The sequence below is a fragment of the Limnohabitans sp. WS1 genome, from assembly GCF_003063265.1.
Lineage (GTDB): Bacteria > Pseudomonadota > Gammaproteobacteria > Burkholderiales > Burkholderiaceae_C > Limnohabitans_A.
The window spans coordinates 64359-77148 of record NZ_NERU01000007.1 but is presented as its reverse complement, the minus strand read 5'-3'; the positions used below and the strand labels follow the sequence as shown (position 1 = coordinate 77148).

Genomic DNA, 12790 nt, shown 5'->3' with positions numbered 1-12790 from the left:
TTCATGCTGCGACATGTGTTGCGCGCTTCTGGACTGAGTCAGTTCAGGTGGACATCGGTTAAGCTGGAATAATTGATTATTTTTTGTGGATTGAGCGAGGAGACAAACATGCAAACTGGCGATACAGCCCCAACGCCTCAGCGCATTGGCGTGCCGCGAGAGATTTTTCCCGGTGAAAAACGGGTGGCCACAGTCCCCGATGCCGTGACCAAACTGGTCAAGCTCGGCTTTGCCGTGGTGGTCGAGCAGGGCGCTGGCGAGCTGGCCGACCTGTCCGACGCGGCTTTTGTGGAAGCTGGCGCGAGCATTGCCCCCAACGCGGCGGCGCTGTGGAGCGGCAGCGACATCGTCTTTAAAGTCCGTGCCCCTACGCCCGACGAAGTGGCGCTGATGCACGAAGGCCAGACCCTGATTGGCTTCTTGTGGCCTGCGCAAAACCCCGATTTGATGCAGCAGCTGGCGGCCAAAAAGGTCACCGCTCTGTCGATTGACGCACTGCCCCGCACATTGAGCCGCGCCCAGAAGATGGACGCGCTGACCTCGATGGCTGGCGTCAGTGGCTACCGCGCGGTGGTGGAGTCGGCCAATGCCTTTGGCCGCTTCTTCAACGGCCAGATCACGGCTGCAGGCAAAGTGCCCCCTGCCAAAGTGTTCATCGCAGGTGCCGGTGTGGCAGGTTTGGCCGCCATTGGCGCGGCCGCCAGCCTGGGCGCCATCGTGCGTGCCAACGACACCCGTGCCGAAGTGGCCGACCAGGTCGTGTCGCTCGGCGGTGAATTCGTCAAGGTGGATTACGAAGAAGAAGGCTCGGGCGGCGGCGGTTACGCCAAAGTCATGAGCGAAGGCTTCCAGGCCGCGCAGCGTGAGATGTACGCCAAGCAAGCTAAAGAGTGCGACATCATCATCACCACCGCGCTCATTCCCGGTAAACCCGCGCCCAAGCTGATCACCGCCGAGATGGTGCAAAGCATGAAGCCCGGCAGCGTGATCGTGGACATGGCCGCCGAGCAAGGCGGCAACTGCGAGTTGACCGAACCCGGCAAGGCGGTGGTCAAGCACGGCGTGACCATCGTCGGTTACACCGATCTGGCTTCGCGCATGGCGCGTCAGTCGTCCACGCTGTACGGCACCAACTTGTTCCGCCTGACCGAAGAGCTGTGCAAGACCAAAGACGGCGTGATCAACGTCAACATGGAAGACGACGCGATTCGGGGCCTGACGGTCATCAAGGACGGTGAAATCACCTGGCCTGCGCCGCCTTTGGTGGTGGCCCCCAAGCCTGCACCCAAGCCTGCCGCAGCCCCTGCCGCCAAAAAAGGCCACGGCCACGGCGAGCCGTCTGGCCCCATGCCCGTGGGTCAGTTGCTCATCGTGTCGGCGGTGGCCGCTGTGTTGCTGGTGCTGGTGGGGGCGTATGCGCCAGCTGCTTTCCTGTCGCACTTCACCGTGTTTGTGCTGGCCTGTTTTGTGGGCTACATGGTGGTCTGGAACGTCAAGCCCGCGCTGCACACCCCGCTCATGAGTGTGACCAACGCGATCAGCTCCATCATCGCCATCGGTGCGCTGGTTCAGATTTCGCCCATGGCCGCAGCCGGACGCCCCAACACCCTGATCGGCATCCTGGCCGCTTTGGCATTGGTGCTCACCGCCATCAACATGTTTGGCGGCTTTGCCGTCACCCAGCGCATGCTGGCCATGTTCCGAAAGTAAAAACTTTGGGGACAGATCTTCAGCTCTGTCCCCAACTGATTAAAGAGACACTCATGAACTCAAGTCTGGCCACGGTCGCCTACATCGGCGCGACCATTCTTTTCATCCTCAGCCTGGGTGGTTTGTCCAACCAGGAAACCGCACGGCGCGGCAACCTCTACGGCATGATCGGCATGAGCCTGGCCGTGCTGGCCACCATCTTTGGTCCGCAAGTCACAGCCGAAGGCATTCCCATGATCGTGGGCTCGGTGCTGGTGGGCGCGCTCATCGGTCTGTACGCTGCGCGCAAAGTGCAGATGACCCAAATGCCCGAACTCGTGGCGCTCATGCACAGCATGGTCGGCATGGCCGCGGCGCTGGTCGGTTACGCCACCTATGTGGACCCAGAAGCCTCCAAGAATTTGGACAGCGCGGCGCACGCCATCCACGCGGGTGAAATCTACATCGGCATCTTCATCGGCGCGGTGACCTTCTCCGGCTCGGTGGCGGCGTTTGGCAAGTTGTCCGGCCGCATTGGCGGCAGCCCCTTGTTGCTGCCTGGTCGCCACTGGCTCAACCTGGTGGGTTTGATTGCGGTCATTTACTTTGGCCGTGAGTTTATGAACGCCCACACCGTGCAAGACGGCATGGTGCCCTTGGTCATCATGACCGTCATCGCCTTGCTGTTCGGCATCCACATGGTCATGGCCATTGGCGGCGCCGACATGCCGGTGGTGGTGTCCATGCTCAACAGCTACTCTGGCTGGGCCGCAGCGGCCACGGGCTTCATGCTCTCCAACGACTTGCTGATCGTGATCGGCGCCTTGGTGGGCTCCAGCGGTGCGATCTTGTCCTACATCATGTGCAACGCCATGAACCGCAGCTTCATCAGCGTGATCGCCGGGGGCTTTGGCACCACGGCCGCCGCGCCCAAGCCCACGGGCGAAGCAGCCGAGCCGCAAGGTGAGGTCAGCCCCATCTTGGCGGCCGAGACCGCCGAGTTGCTGCGCGACGCGAAAAACGTGATCGTGGTGCCCGGCTACGGCATGGCCGTGGCCCAAGCCCAGCACACGGTGTTTGAAATCACCAAGACACTGCGCGACAAAGGTGTGAACGTGCGCTTTGGCATCCACCCCGTGGCGGGCCGCATGCCCGGCCACATGAACGTTTTGTTGGCCGAGGCCAAAGTGCCTTACGACATCGTGTTCGAGATGGACGAACTCAACGACGACTTCCCGGACACCGATGTGGCCATCGTGATTGGTGCCAACGACATCGTGAACCCCGCCGCGCAAGACGACCCCACCAGCCCGATCGCCGGCATGCCGGTGCTCGAAGTCTGGAAGGCCCGCACCAGCATCGTCATGAAGCGTTCCATGGCCAGCGGCTACGCCGGTGTGGACAACCCCCTCTTCTACAAAGACAACAACCGCATGTTGTTTGGCGATGCCAAGAAGATGCTGGACGAGGTCTTGCTGGCTTTGAAGGCTTGAGGTATTCGACGGACTGAACCAAGGGGCCCTGTGGCCCCTTTTTTGATGGACTTGAGGATTGGAAAAACAGGGTGTGAATCGTTTGTTTGATCAGGTGATTCAATGAATGTGTGTATTTTTGAATCATAAAATTGGCGGTTGTTGACTCGGACTGACGCGTCGCCTTCGACTGACCTTTTTGAATGGAAACCTGATTCATGTTTCATCATCCTGTGACACTGCGTGCTTCAGCCGCAGCTTTCTTTTCCCTGACCGACAGTGGGCTCAATGGGTGGTGGCGCTACACCTTGGGTGTGGCCCTGGTTTTGCTGGTTGGCATGTTGGGCGGCGGCTTGGTGCATTGGATGGTCGCTAGCCTGCCCTTGGGGAGTGCGCGTGAATATTTGGCCGCCAACGCCAGCCTGATGACGTTGTTGCTGGTGGTGTTGATCGTTCATGGTTTTTTGCACCGCAGGCCTTGGCGTGCATTGGTGACCACCCGCAAGACGATCGCATGGGGCAGGGTTTTTCAGGGGGCTGCCGTGTGGGGGGTGATCATGCTTGCGACGGTGTCGCTTGAAAGCGCGCTGTACCCTGGGCGTTATGTTTGGAGTTTGGAGTTTCAAAGCTGGTTCTTTTTCCTGTTGCTGGCGCTGCTCTTGACGCCGCTGCAGTGTGCTGCGGAGGAGTTGTTTTTCAGGGGCTATTTTCTGCAGGCCATGGGACGCATTTTTCGCCATCCCTTTGTGCCCGCTGTGCTGAGCAGCCTTTTGTTCACAGCCCCCCACTTGTTCAACCCTGAAGCGGCGGCGCATGGCTTGGGCATCTTGGCAGTCACTTACTTCACCATGGGTTTCTTGCTTGCGCTTTTGGTTTTGCGAGATGCTGGTCTTGAGCTGGCCATTGGCCTGCACACGGCCAACAACTTTTTTCTGGTGATGTGCTTTGGCTACAAAGACTCACCTTTGCCCGCCTCGGCCATCTTCACTTCAGCGACTTACGATCCGGTCTTTTCTTTGGCGTCCGTTGTGGTGGGCGGCTTGATTTTTTATGCTTGGTTCTTTCGCCGTGTAAAGGACTAGGTCCATTGGACGCAGTCTTGGGGCTGTGTACTCGGGAAATCCAGTATTTTCCAGAGTCAGTTTGTCGTCAGTTGTGGGTTAGACTGAAATGCAGGAGAACACCACATGAACGCGAATCCGATTTGGCTCAAGAGTTACCCCGAAGGCGTCCCAGCCGATATTGATCCGACCCAATACACCTCCTTGGTCGGTTTGCTTGAAGAGAGTTTTGCCAAATACGCCGACCGTTGCGCCTACAGTTTTATGGGCAAGGACATGAGCTTTGCGCAGACCGATCAAGACAGTCTGGCCATGGGGGCGTACTTGCAGTCTTTGGGTCTGAGCAAGGGTGATCGCGTCGCCATCATGATGCCCAATGTGCCTCAGTATCCGGTGGCTGTGGCGGCCGTTTTGCGTGCGGGTTTTGTGGTGGTCAATGTGAATCCTTTGTACACCGCCCGAGAGTTGGAGCATCAGCTCAAGGACTCAGGTGCCAAAGCGATTGTGATCATTGAAAACTTTGCCGCAACGCTGGAAAAATGCATTGCTCAAACGCCTGTGCAGCATGTGGTGTTGGCGGCCATGGGTGACCGTTTGGGCTTGCTCAAAGGCAGCTTGGTCAATTACGTGGTGCGCAATGTCAAAAAAATGGTGCCCGCGTTTCACTTGCCACAAGCCGTTCGTTTCAACGATGCCTTGAGCAAGGGGCGGCAGCAGGCTTTTCGCAAACCCGAATTGTCGGCCGACGACATTGCGGTGTTGCAGTACACCGGTGGCACCACAGGCGTGTCCAAAGGGGCCGTGCTGTTGCACCGCAACGTCTTGGCCAATGTGTTGCAGTCTGAAGCTTGGAACGAGCCCGTCATGAAGCGCATTCCCGCCGGTCAGCAACCCACTTCGGTGTGTGCTTTGCCGCTGTACCACATCTTCGCCTTCACGGTGAACATGATGCTGGGCCTGCGCATGGGCGGCAAAACCATCTTGATCCCCAACCCGCGTGACTTGCCTGCGGTCCTCAAAGAGTTGTCCAAGCACACCTTCCACAGCTTTCCGGCGGTGAACACCTTGTTCAATGGACTGGCCAACCACCCGGACTTCGGCACGGTGGATTGGTCCAATTTGAAGGTGTCTTTGGGGGGGGGCACGGCCGTGACGCCCAACGTGGCCAAGCTCTGGCTGGAAAAAACAGGCTGCCCGATCTGTGAAGGTTATGGCTTGTCCGAAACCAGCCCGTCGGCCAGCTGCAACCCGACCACCAGCACCGAATTCACAGGCACCATCGGTGTGCCCATCCCCGGCACCTGGATGAAGCTGCTCGACGACGATGGCAACGAAGTCACCGCCCCCGGCACGCCTGGCGAGATCGCCATCAAGGGGCCGCAGGTCATGGCCGGTTACTGGCAACGCCCTGACGAAACCGCCAAGGTCATGACTGCCGATGGTTATTTCAAATCGGGTGATGTGGGCACGGTGGACGAGCGTGGCTACTTCAAAATCGTGGACCGCAAGAAAGACATGATTTTGGTCAGCGGCTTCAACGTCTACCCCAACGAGGTCGAAGAAGTGGCCTCGGCTTGCCCGGGCGTGCTCGAATGCGCGGCTATCGGTGTACCCGACGAAAAAACTGGCGAGACCGTGAAGCTGGTGGTGGTCAAGAAAGACCCGGCCTTGACCGAGGCGCAGATCATCGCTTATTGCCGCGAGAACATGACCGCATACAAGCAGCCCCGCGTGATCGAATTCCGCGACGAATTGCCCAAAACGCCCGTGGGTAAAATTTTGCGGCGCGAATTGCGCAGCAAGGTCTGATCGCGCAGCTGCTGGGCTGAAGCCCTGGGCACAGACCTGCGGCCACCTGTTTTAAGGTGGCCGTTTTCTTTTTTGAAACACAGAACAAGGATGATCCATGGCAGTGATCGGTATCATGAGCGCCATGCACGAAGAACTGGCTGCCGTCTTGGCTGCCATGCCCGACGAGCAAGGTGTGCAGGTGGCCGGGCGAGACTTTTGGGTGGGCCATTGGCAAGGCCACTCGGTGGTGGCGGTGCTCTCGCGCATCGGCAAGGTGGCCGCAGCCACCACAGCCACGGTGCTGCTGGAGCGATTTGGCGTCGACACCTTGGTCTTTACGGGTGTGGCGGGTGGGCTTGGCTCCGGGGTTCGGGTGGGCGATGTGGTGGTGGCCGATGGCTTGGTGCAGCACGACATGGACGCATCACCGTTGTTCCCACGCCATGAGGTGCCCCTGTATGGCCGTGCCCGTTTTGCGGCCGATGTCGACTTGGCTCTCCAACTGGCACAAGCGAGCGAGCAGGTGTTGGCCGACGCTGCCTTGCACTTGGGCACAGACACCTTGACCGAGTTTCAATTGAATGCGCCTCGGGTGCATCGGGGCCTGATCCTCAGTGGTGACCGTTTTGTTTCGACTTCGGCCGAAAGCCACGCGTTGCGGCAGGCCTTGCCCGAGGCCTTGGCAGTGGAGATGGAGGGCGCGGCGGTGGCGCAGGTGTGCCACGATTACGGCGTGCCCTTTGCGGCGGTGCGCACCATCTCGGACCGGGCGGATGACACGGCGCACACCGATTTCCAGCGCTTCATCCGAGAGGTGGCCAGCCGTTACAGCTTGGCGATTTTGTCCCAGTGGCTGACAGGTCGCCAGCCCGCTTGAGCAGGCCTTATTTGAGCCAACCCCGGCGGCGGAAATACCACATGGGCACCACGGCGCTGGCGGCCATCAGCGCCAGGGCGTAGGGGTAGCCCCATTTTTGCGACAGCTCGGGCATGTACTGGAAGTTCATGCCGTACAAGCTGGCGATCAAGGTGGGTGGCAGCAAGGCCACGCTGGCCACCGAGAAAATCTTGATGATCTTGTTCTGGTTGATGTTGATGAAGCCGACGGTGGCATCCATCAAGAAGTTGATCTTGTCGAACAAAAAGGCCGTGTGCGAGTCGAGCGAGTCGATGTCGCGCAGAATTTGGCGGGCTTCTTCGAATTGCTCGGCGTTGAGCATTTTGGAGCGCATCATGAAGCTCACGGCGCGGCGGGTGTCCATCACATTGCGTCGGATGCGGCCGTTCAAGTCTTCCTGCCGTGCAATCGCGCCCAAGACCTCACCGGCCATGGCGTCTGTCACATCGCCTGACAACACTTTTTTGCCAGCGATTTCCAACTGGTCATAAATGCCTTCAAGCGTGTCCGCTGAGTATTCGGCGTCGGCATCAAACAATTTCAGCAGCACTTCCTTGGCGTCTTCAATCAGGCCAGGTGCGCGGCGTGCACGCATGCGCAGCAGGCGAAACACCGGCACATCTTCGTCGTGGATGGAAAACAGCACGCCTTGGCTTTTCAGCTCGGCGTTGTGCTGGTTCAGGATAAAGGCGCAGCGCACCGTGCGCGGCTCGTCTTCGTCGGCGATCAAAAAGTCAGATCGGATGTGCAGCTCGCCGTTGTCTTCTTCGTAAAAACGGGCCGATTCCTCGATGTCTTCGTCCATCGCGTCTTCCGGGATGGACAGGCCGAAGTACTGCTTGATCCAGCGTTTTTCTTCGAGCGTGGGCGACTCCAGGTCGACCCAGATGGGTTGGAAGCGCGAGAGTTCTTCCAATGACTCGATCTCTTCCTGAAAGAGGCGGCCATTGGCGAGTGTGAAGATGTTGAGCATGGCGAATCCGAAAAGTGGCCAGGTGCCAAAAGTTCAAAGGGGCGGCGAAGGGGGTTTTCAGCAGCTTTCGAACGATGGGCAGGGTGCTCAGCGCGTTCGAAAGCTACCGACTCGGGGTAGTTTCCACGGCAGTGGGTCTCCAGAATGAATCGGCGGATTATCGCACCGGATGATGGGGTGCTGGATTCAAAAAAGTCACGATTTCCTCCGCTCGGGCCGAGACGTCCGCCCGGCCCAAGGCCATGAGTGCACCCACAAATTCCGGTTCAAACAGCAAGTAACTGGCCAATGCCGCTCCGCTGCCCTGAAGTGCCCCCAAGCCTTGCAGCACCCGAAGAATGGGTTTGGGCAGGGTGTGAGCAAACTTTTGGGCCAAGGCGTCCAGTGAGGCACTGGGTTGCAGGGTCAAAACATCGACCGCACGCAGGGGCAGTTGTGCCCTTAAGGCGTCGGGTAAAACGCGCAGCGTCCGGTTGATGTGGGTGATTTGCTCCACATCGGCTTCCAGGGTGTCATGGAACACACTCGCCATGGCATGCCCTGCGATGGTGCCCAGCGACGGGCGGCCAGCACTTCGGGGCGCCATCTCTGGCCCTGCCTTTTGGGGCTGGCTCACACCGATGGCCAAAATACGGTCAGCGCCCAGATGCACGGCCGCCGACAAAGGTGAAATCTGGCGCATGGAGCCATCCCCAAAAAATTCCATACCGCCGTCCACCCACAGCGGGGTGGACGGAAAGATGAAAGGAATGGCGCTTGATGCCATCAGGTGCTCGATGGTGATGGGCTGCTGCTCGGCCCGCCTTCCAGGACGACTCCACGGGATGGGTTGGCCATCGCGGGTTTGGCAAAAAGTCCAGTGTACCCCGCTGGAATAGCTCGAAGCTGTGACGGCCAAGGCTTGCAACACCCCTTTTTGCAAGGCTTGATCGATCCGCTCCAATGCAATCGCCCTGTGCAAGGTGTTCACCAAGGCCAGGCTGTCCATGGCAGCGGCATGTTCGCGTGCCGAACTGAGCAGGCCCAGCGCTGTTGCCCAACGGCTGAGTTTGTCCAAAGGGGTCTGGGGCAAGTGGTAAACGTCGCTGGTTCGAATATGGGCCCAAAAATTCGCCAAATCGTTCAGACCGGCCAGGCCATCCATGGCCTTGCTGGCCAGAAATGTGGCGTTCAAGGCCCCAGCCGATGTCCCCGCCAAGACCTGAAACGGAAACCGTTGAAGGTGGGCTTCTTGACGGTCCAGCAGTTGGCCTATCGCCTGCAGAGCACCTGCTTGGTAAGCCGTGCGTGCGCCACCCCCCATCAGCACCAGGCCATTGACATGGGCTGAAATCCGTGGGTCTGGACGTGTGGGTGCTCGATCGGCGTGCGACGAAGCTGAGTGGGCGGTCAGGTTGTCAATGGGCATGGCAACAGGGGTGAGTGAACAAGGCTGCAAAAGGCTGTCAAGGCCGGGGGGAAGATGGGTGTTAGATTCAGAGGATTAACCGGCATTGTTTCATGACCCCCCACCTGACCCCACGGCGCGAGCGCTGGTTGCTCTTGACGCTGGCTGGCATCCAGTTCACCCACATTCTCGATTTCATGATCATGATGCCGATGGGGCCGCAGTTCACGGCCTTGTTTGGCATCAGCAATGCCCAATTTGGTTTGCTGGTTTCTGCCTACACCTTGTCGGCAGGCTTTTCTGGCCTGATGGCGTCGACCTACATTGACCGCTTCAGCCGCAAGCGCTTGATGTTGACCATGTACACCTTGTTTGGATTGGCCACACTGTCTTGCGGCCTGGCCCCCGACTACGTTTGGCTGATGGTGGCGCGTGTGGCTGCGGGTTTGTTTGGTGGGGTGTTGTCGGCGCTGTCACAGACCGTGGTGGCCGATGTGATTCCTTTTGAGCGCCGTGGGCGTGCCATGAGCGTGGTGATGACCTCATTTTCTGTGTCGACCGTGGCAGGTGTTCCTCTGGGCCTGTTTCTGGCGACACACTTGAGTTGGCACGCCCCCTTTTTCGGGATTGCCTTGTTGGTGGGCTTGTTGGCGTTGGCGGCATGGCAAAGCTTGCCCCGATTGGATGCCCACTTGCATCACCCAGAGCGCGTGAGTGTGTGGCGTGGCATCGGCCAGGTCCTGGCGCATCCCAATCACCTCAAGGCTTTTGGCGTGTCGGGCCTCATGATGTTTGCCGGTTTTACGGTCATCCCCTACATCACGATTTATCTGCAGTCCAATGCGGGCATGCAAAGCCACGAAGTGCCTTGGATTTACCTGTGTGGTGGCACGGTCACCTTGCTCAGTGCCCGGTATTTCGGACGCCTGACAGATCGGGTGGGCAAGGTGAAAGTGTTTCAACGCTTGGCTTTGGCGGTGACGCTGCCCCTGATGGCCACAACCGTCTCTCAGGGCTTGCCGCTTTGGGGTTTGTTGGCCATCTCCACGGGCTTGTTTGCCATGATGAGTGGCCGCATGATTCCGGGCATGGCCATGATCTCTTCGGCTGTTGAGCCACGCTTGCGCGGGACCTTCATGACCCTCAACTCAGCGGTTCAATCGGCCTCTATGGGCTTGGCGGCACTGGTGGGGGGGCTGATCATCGGCCGTGATGAACTGGGTCAGCTCACCGGGTATTGGATGGCAGGTTTGTTGGGTGTATTGGCCAGCTTGATGAGTGCCTGGCTGGCAGGGCACTTGCGCTTGCACGAGAGTCAAGCCAGAGCCATGGTGTGAGCTGTTGGTGGCCAGCAGTGGGCCCAGATGAGGCGCAGGACAAAGGGCTTGATGAAGAAACGAGCGTGTCGTTTCAAGTAGAACGATAGCACCAAAAAGGGGTTTTGGGCGCATTGCCAGCGGCCGTTACAGGTTTAGTTTTCAGGCTGTTGCATTTCATTTCAGGGCGGCGCATAGTGAAGTCGAACCACCCGAAAAAGTGGTTCTGAAGCCCTGCTTCAATGGGGTTTTTTCTATCCTGAATCTATGGAGGCGACGACTATGAATTTAACCATCAGCGGACACCATCTGGACGTGACCCCTGCGCTGCGTCAGTACGTCACAGGCAAACTCGACCGCATCACCCGGCATTTCGATCAGGTGGTCGACGTCAAAGTGCTGCTGAGCATTGAGAATCAGAAAGAAAAAGAAAAACGCCAACGTGCCGAATGCAATATTCACGTCAAAGGCAACGACTTGTTTGCTGAAAGTGCGCACGAAGATCTTTATGCAGCCGTTGATGAATTGGTGGACAAGTTGGATCGACAGGTGGTCAAGCACAAGGACCGCATCACGGAGCATCACCACAGCGCACCCAAGCGCATGATGTAAGCGAAGTTGGAGCCAACAGGGGCCGCAGCAAGCGGCCCTTTTTTGTTTTTGGGCCCCCACTTTGGCCTGAATAGTCCAACTCAGACACTGCGGCGACACGTGGTATCCCGACCCTCAGGGCTGAACAGGTGCATAATCCGGCCTCGACCATGAATCGCCTTTCCTCCATATTGCCTGTTGCCCAAGTTCTTGTCGGGGTGGAAGCCACCAGCAAGAAACGTGCATTTGAAGAAGCCGGACTTCTCTTTGAGAACCTGCATGGATTGTCTCGTGCACTGGTGACCGACAGCTTGTTTGCTCGTGAACGGCTTGGTTCGACGGGTTTGGGTCACGGTGTCGCCATTCCTCACGGTCGAATCAAGGGGCTGAAGTCGCCCATGGCGGCCGTGTTCCGTTTGGCCCAGCCCATTGGCTTTGACGCGCCAGACGAGCAGCCTGTTAATTTGTTGATTTTTTTGTTGGTCCCAGAAGCGGCGACCCAAAAACACCTCGAAATTCTGTCTGAAATCGCCGAATTGCTCAGCGACACTGTCTTGCGTGAAAACATCAAGAACAGTTCAGCCCAAGAGGGCTTGCACCAGTTGATAGCCCAGTGGCGTTCAGCGCAAACCGTCTGAAGCGCCAACCCCCAGGGAGATTGCTGCGATGAAGCCATCCGTCATCAGTGCCGATGTTCTGTTTGAAGATCACCGGGGAAAGTTGAAATGGCAATGGCTGGCGGGACTGGGCGCTTCAGAGCGTCGGTTTGACGATGTGGCCGTTCGAGAAGCCCGATCTGGTGCCGATCTGGTGGGTTATCTCAATTACATCCATCCCTACAGGGTGCAGATCTTGGGGCCGCGTGAGGTGGCCTACCTGACAAACTCCACCCCTGAAGATTGCGCCCGACGCATTGCCCGTATTGTGACCTTGGAGCCCCCTGTCTTGGTGTTGGCCGATGGACAGTCAGCGCCTGAGGCCTTGCTGTCCATGTGCGAGCGGGCTCAAATTCCCATGTTCTCGACCGACCAGTCATCGGCGTTCGTGATCGATGTTCTTCGGGCTTATTTGTCCAAGCATTTTGCCGATCGCACCACCATGCACGGTGTGTTCATGGACATTTTGGGCATGGGTGTGCTCATCACCGGCGAGTCCGGTTTGGGCAAGAGTGAGTTGGGGCTGGAGTTGATTTCGCGCGGCAATGGCTTGGTGGCCGACGATGCCGTGGATCTTTACCGCATCAACCAGACCACCATCGAAGCGAGATGCCCTGATTTGCTCCAAAATCTGTTGGAAGTGCGAGGGATCGGTCTGCTCGATATCCGTGCCATTTTTGGTGAAACCGCTGTGCGTCGCAAGATGCGGCTCAAATTGATTGTTCATTTGGTGCGCAAGGAGACCCTGGAGCGGGACTATGAGCGTTTGCCATCAGAGCCCTTGACCCAGGACGTGCTGGGCATTCCGGTGCGCAAGGTGGTGATTCAGGTGGTGGCAGGTCGCAACATTGCGGTTTTGGTCGAGGCTGCCGTTCGCAATACCATTTTGCAAATGCGGGGTATTGACACCTACCAAGAATTCATTGAACGCCAACGCCGCGCCATGACATGAAGCG

11 protein-coding genes are annotated in these 12790 nt (G+C 58.3%); 9 read left to right on the top strand and 2 right to left on the bottom strand.

The window, feature by feature from the left end; translation table 11 throughout:
- The first annotated feature begins 108 nt into the window (after positions 1-108).
- From B9Z48_RS10670 to B9Z48_RS10650, 5 genes are all read left to right on the top strand, one after another.
- Positions 109-1710, top strand: coding sequence for a Re/Si-specific NAD(P)(+) transhydrogenase subunit alpha (locus B9Z48_RS10670; protein ID WP_108378299.1), 1602 nt, complete (start codon positions 109-111; stop codon positions 1708-1710).
- Between the two features lie 53 nt (positions 1711-1763).
- Positions 1764-3182: a Re/Si-specific NAD(P)(+) transhydrogenase subunit beta gene (gene pntB / locus B9Z48_RS10665; protein WP_108378297.1), complete on the top strand. Its 1419-nt coding sequence runs from the start codon at positions 1764-1766 to the stop codon at positions 3180-3182.
- Between the two features lie 197 nt (positions 3183-3379).
- Positions 3380-4243: a CPBP family intramembrane glutamic endopeptidase gene (locus B9Z48_RS10660; RefSeq protein WP_108378295.1), complete on the top strand. Its 864-nt coding sequence runs from the start codon at positions 3380-3382 to the stop codon at positions 4241-4243.
- Between the two features lie 105 nt (positions 4244-4348).
- Positions 4349-6031 carry a long-chain-fatty-acid--CoA ligase gene (locus B9Z48_RS10655; protein ID WP_108378293.1) on the top strand — a complete coding sequence of 561 codons (1683 nt, stop codon included), beginning with the start codon at positions 4349-4351 and terminating at the stop codon, positions 6029-6031.
- A gap of 97 nt (positions 6032-6128) precedes the next feature.
- Positions 6129-6890, top strand: coding sequence for a 5'-methylthioadenosine/adenosylhomocysteine nucleosidase (locus B9Z48_RS10650; RefSeq protein ID WP_089962222.1), 762 nt, complete (start codon positions 6129-6131; stop codon positions 6888-6890).
- A 7-nt stretch (positions 6891-6897) separates the two neighbouring features.
- Here B9Z48_RS10650 and corA read toward each other — a convergent pair whose 3' ends face one another.
- Together corA and B9Z48_RS10640 are read right to left on the bottom strand one after the other, a co-directional pair.
- Positions 6898-7884, bottom strand: a complete 987-nt coding sequence (corA, locus tag B9Z48_RS10645; RefSeq protein ID WP_089962218.1) for a magnesium/cobalt transporter CorA — start codon at positions 7882-7884, stop codon at positions 6898-6900.
- Between the two features lie 157 nt (positions 7885-8041).
- A complete protein-coding gene (locus B9Z48_RS10640; RefSeq protein WP_108378291.1) occupies positions 8042-9292 on the bottom strand; it encodes a patatin-like phospholipase family protein in 1251 nt (416 codons plus the stop codon).
- Positions 9293-9384: 92 nt separating this feature from the next.
- Here B9Z48_RS10640 and B9Z48_RS10635 point away from each other — a divergent pair, with 92 nt between their 5' ends.
- From B9Z48_RS10635 to hprK, 4 genes are all read left to right on the top strand, one after another.
- Positions 9385-10608, top strand: a complete 1224-nt coding sequence (locus B9Z48_RS10635; protein WP_089962210.1) for an MFS transporter — start codon at positions 9385-9387, stop codon at positions 10606-10608.
- Positions 10609-10869: 261 nt separating this feature from the next.
- A complete protein-coding gene (gene raiA, locus B9Z48_RS10630; protein ID WP_089962207.1) occupies positions 10870-11199 on the top strand; it encodes a ribosome-associated translation inhibitor RaiA in 330 nt (109 codons plus the stop codon).
- Positions 11200-11348: 149 nt separating this feature from the next.
- Complete coding sequence (locus B9Z48_RS10625) at positions 11349-11816, top strand: PTS sugar transporter subunit IIA (protein ID WP_089962204.1); 468 nt, start codon at positions 11349-11351, stop codon at positions 11814-11816.
- A 28-nt stretch (positions 11817-11844) separates the two neighbouring features.
- Positions 11845-12786, top strand: a complete 942-nt coding sequence (gene hprK / locus B9Z48_RS10620; protein WP_089962201.1) for an HPr(Ser) kinase/phosphatase — start codon at positions 11845-11847, stop codon at positions 12784-12786.
- Positions 12787-12790 lie beyond the last annotated feature (4 nt).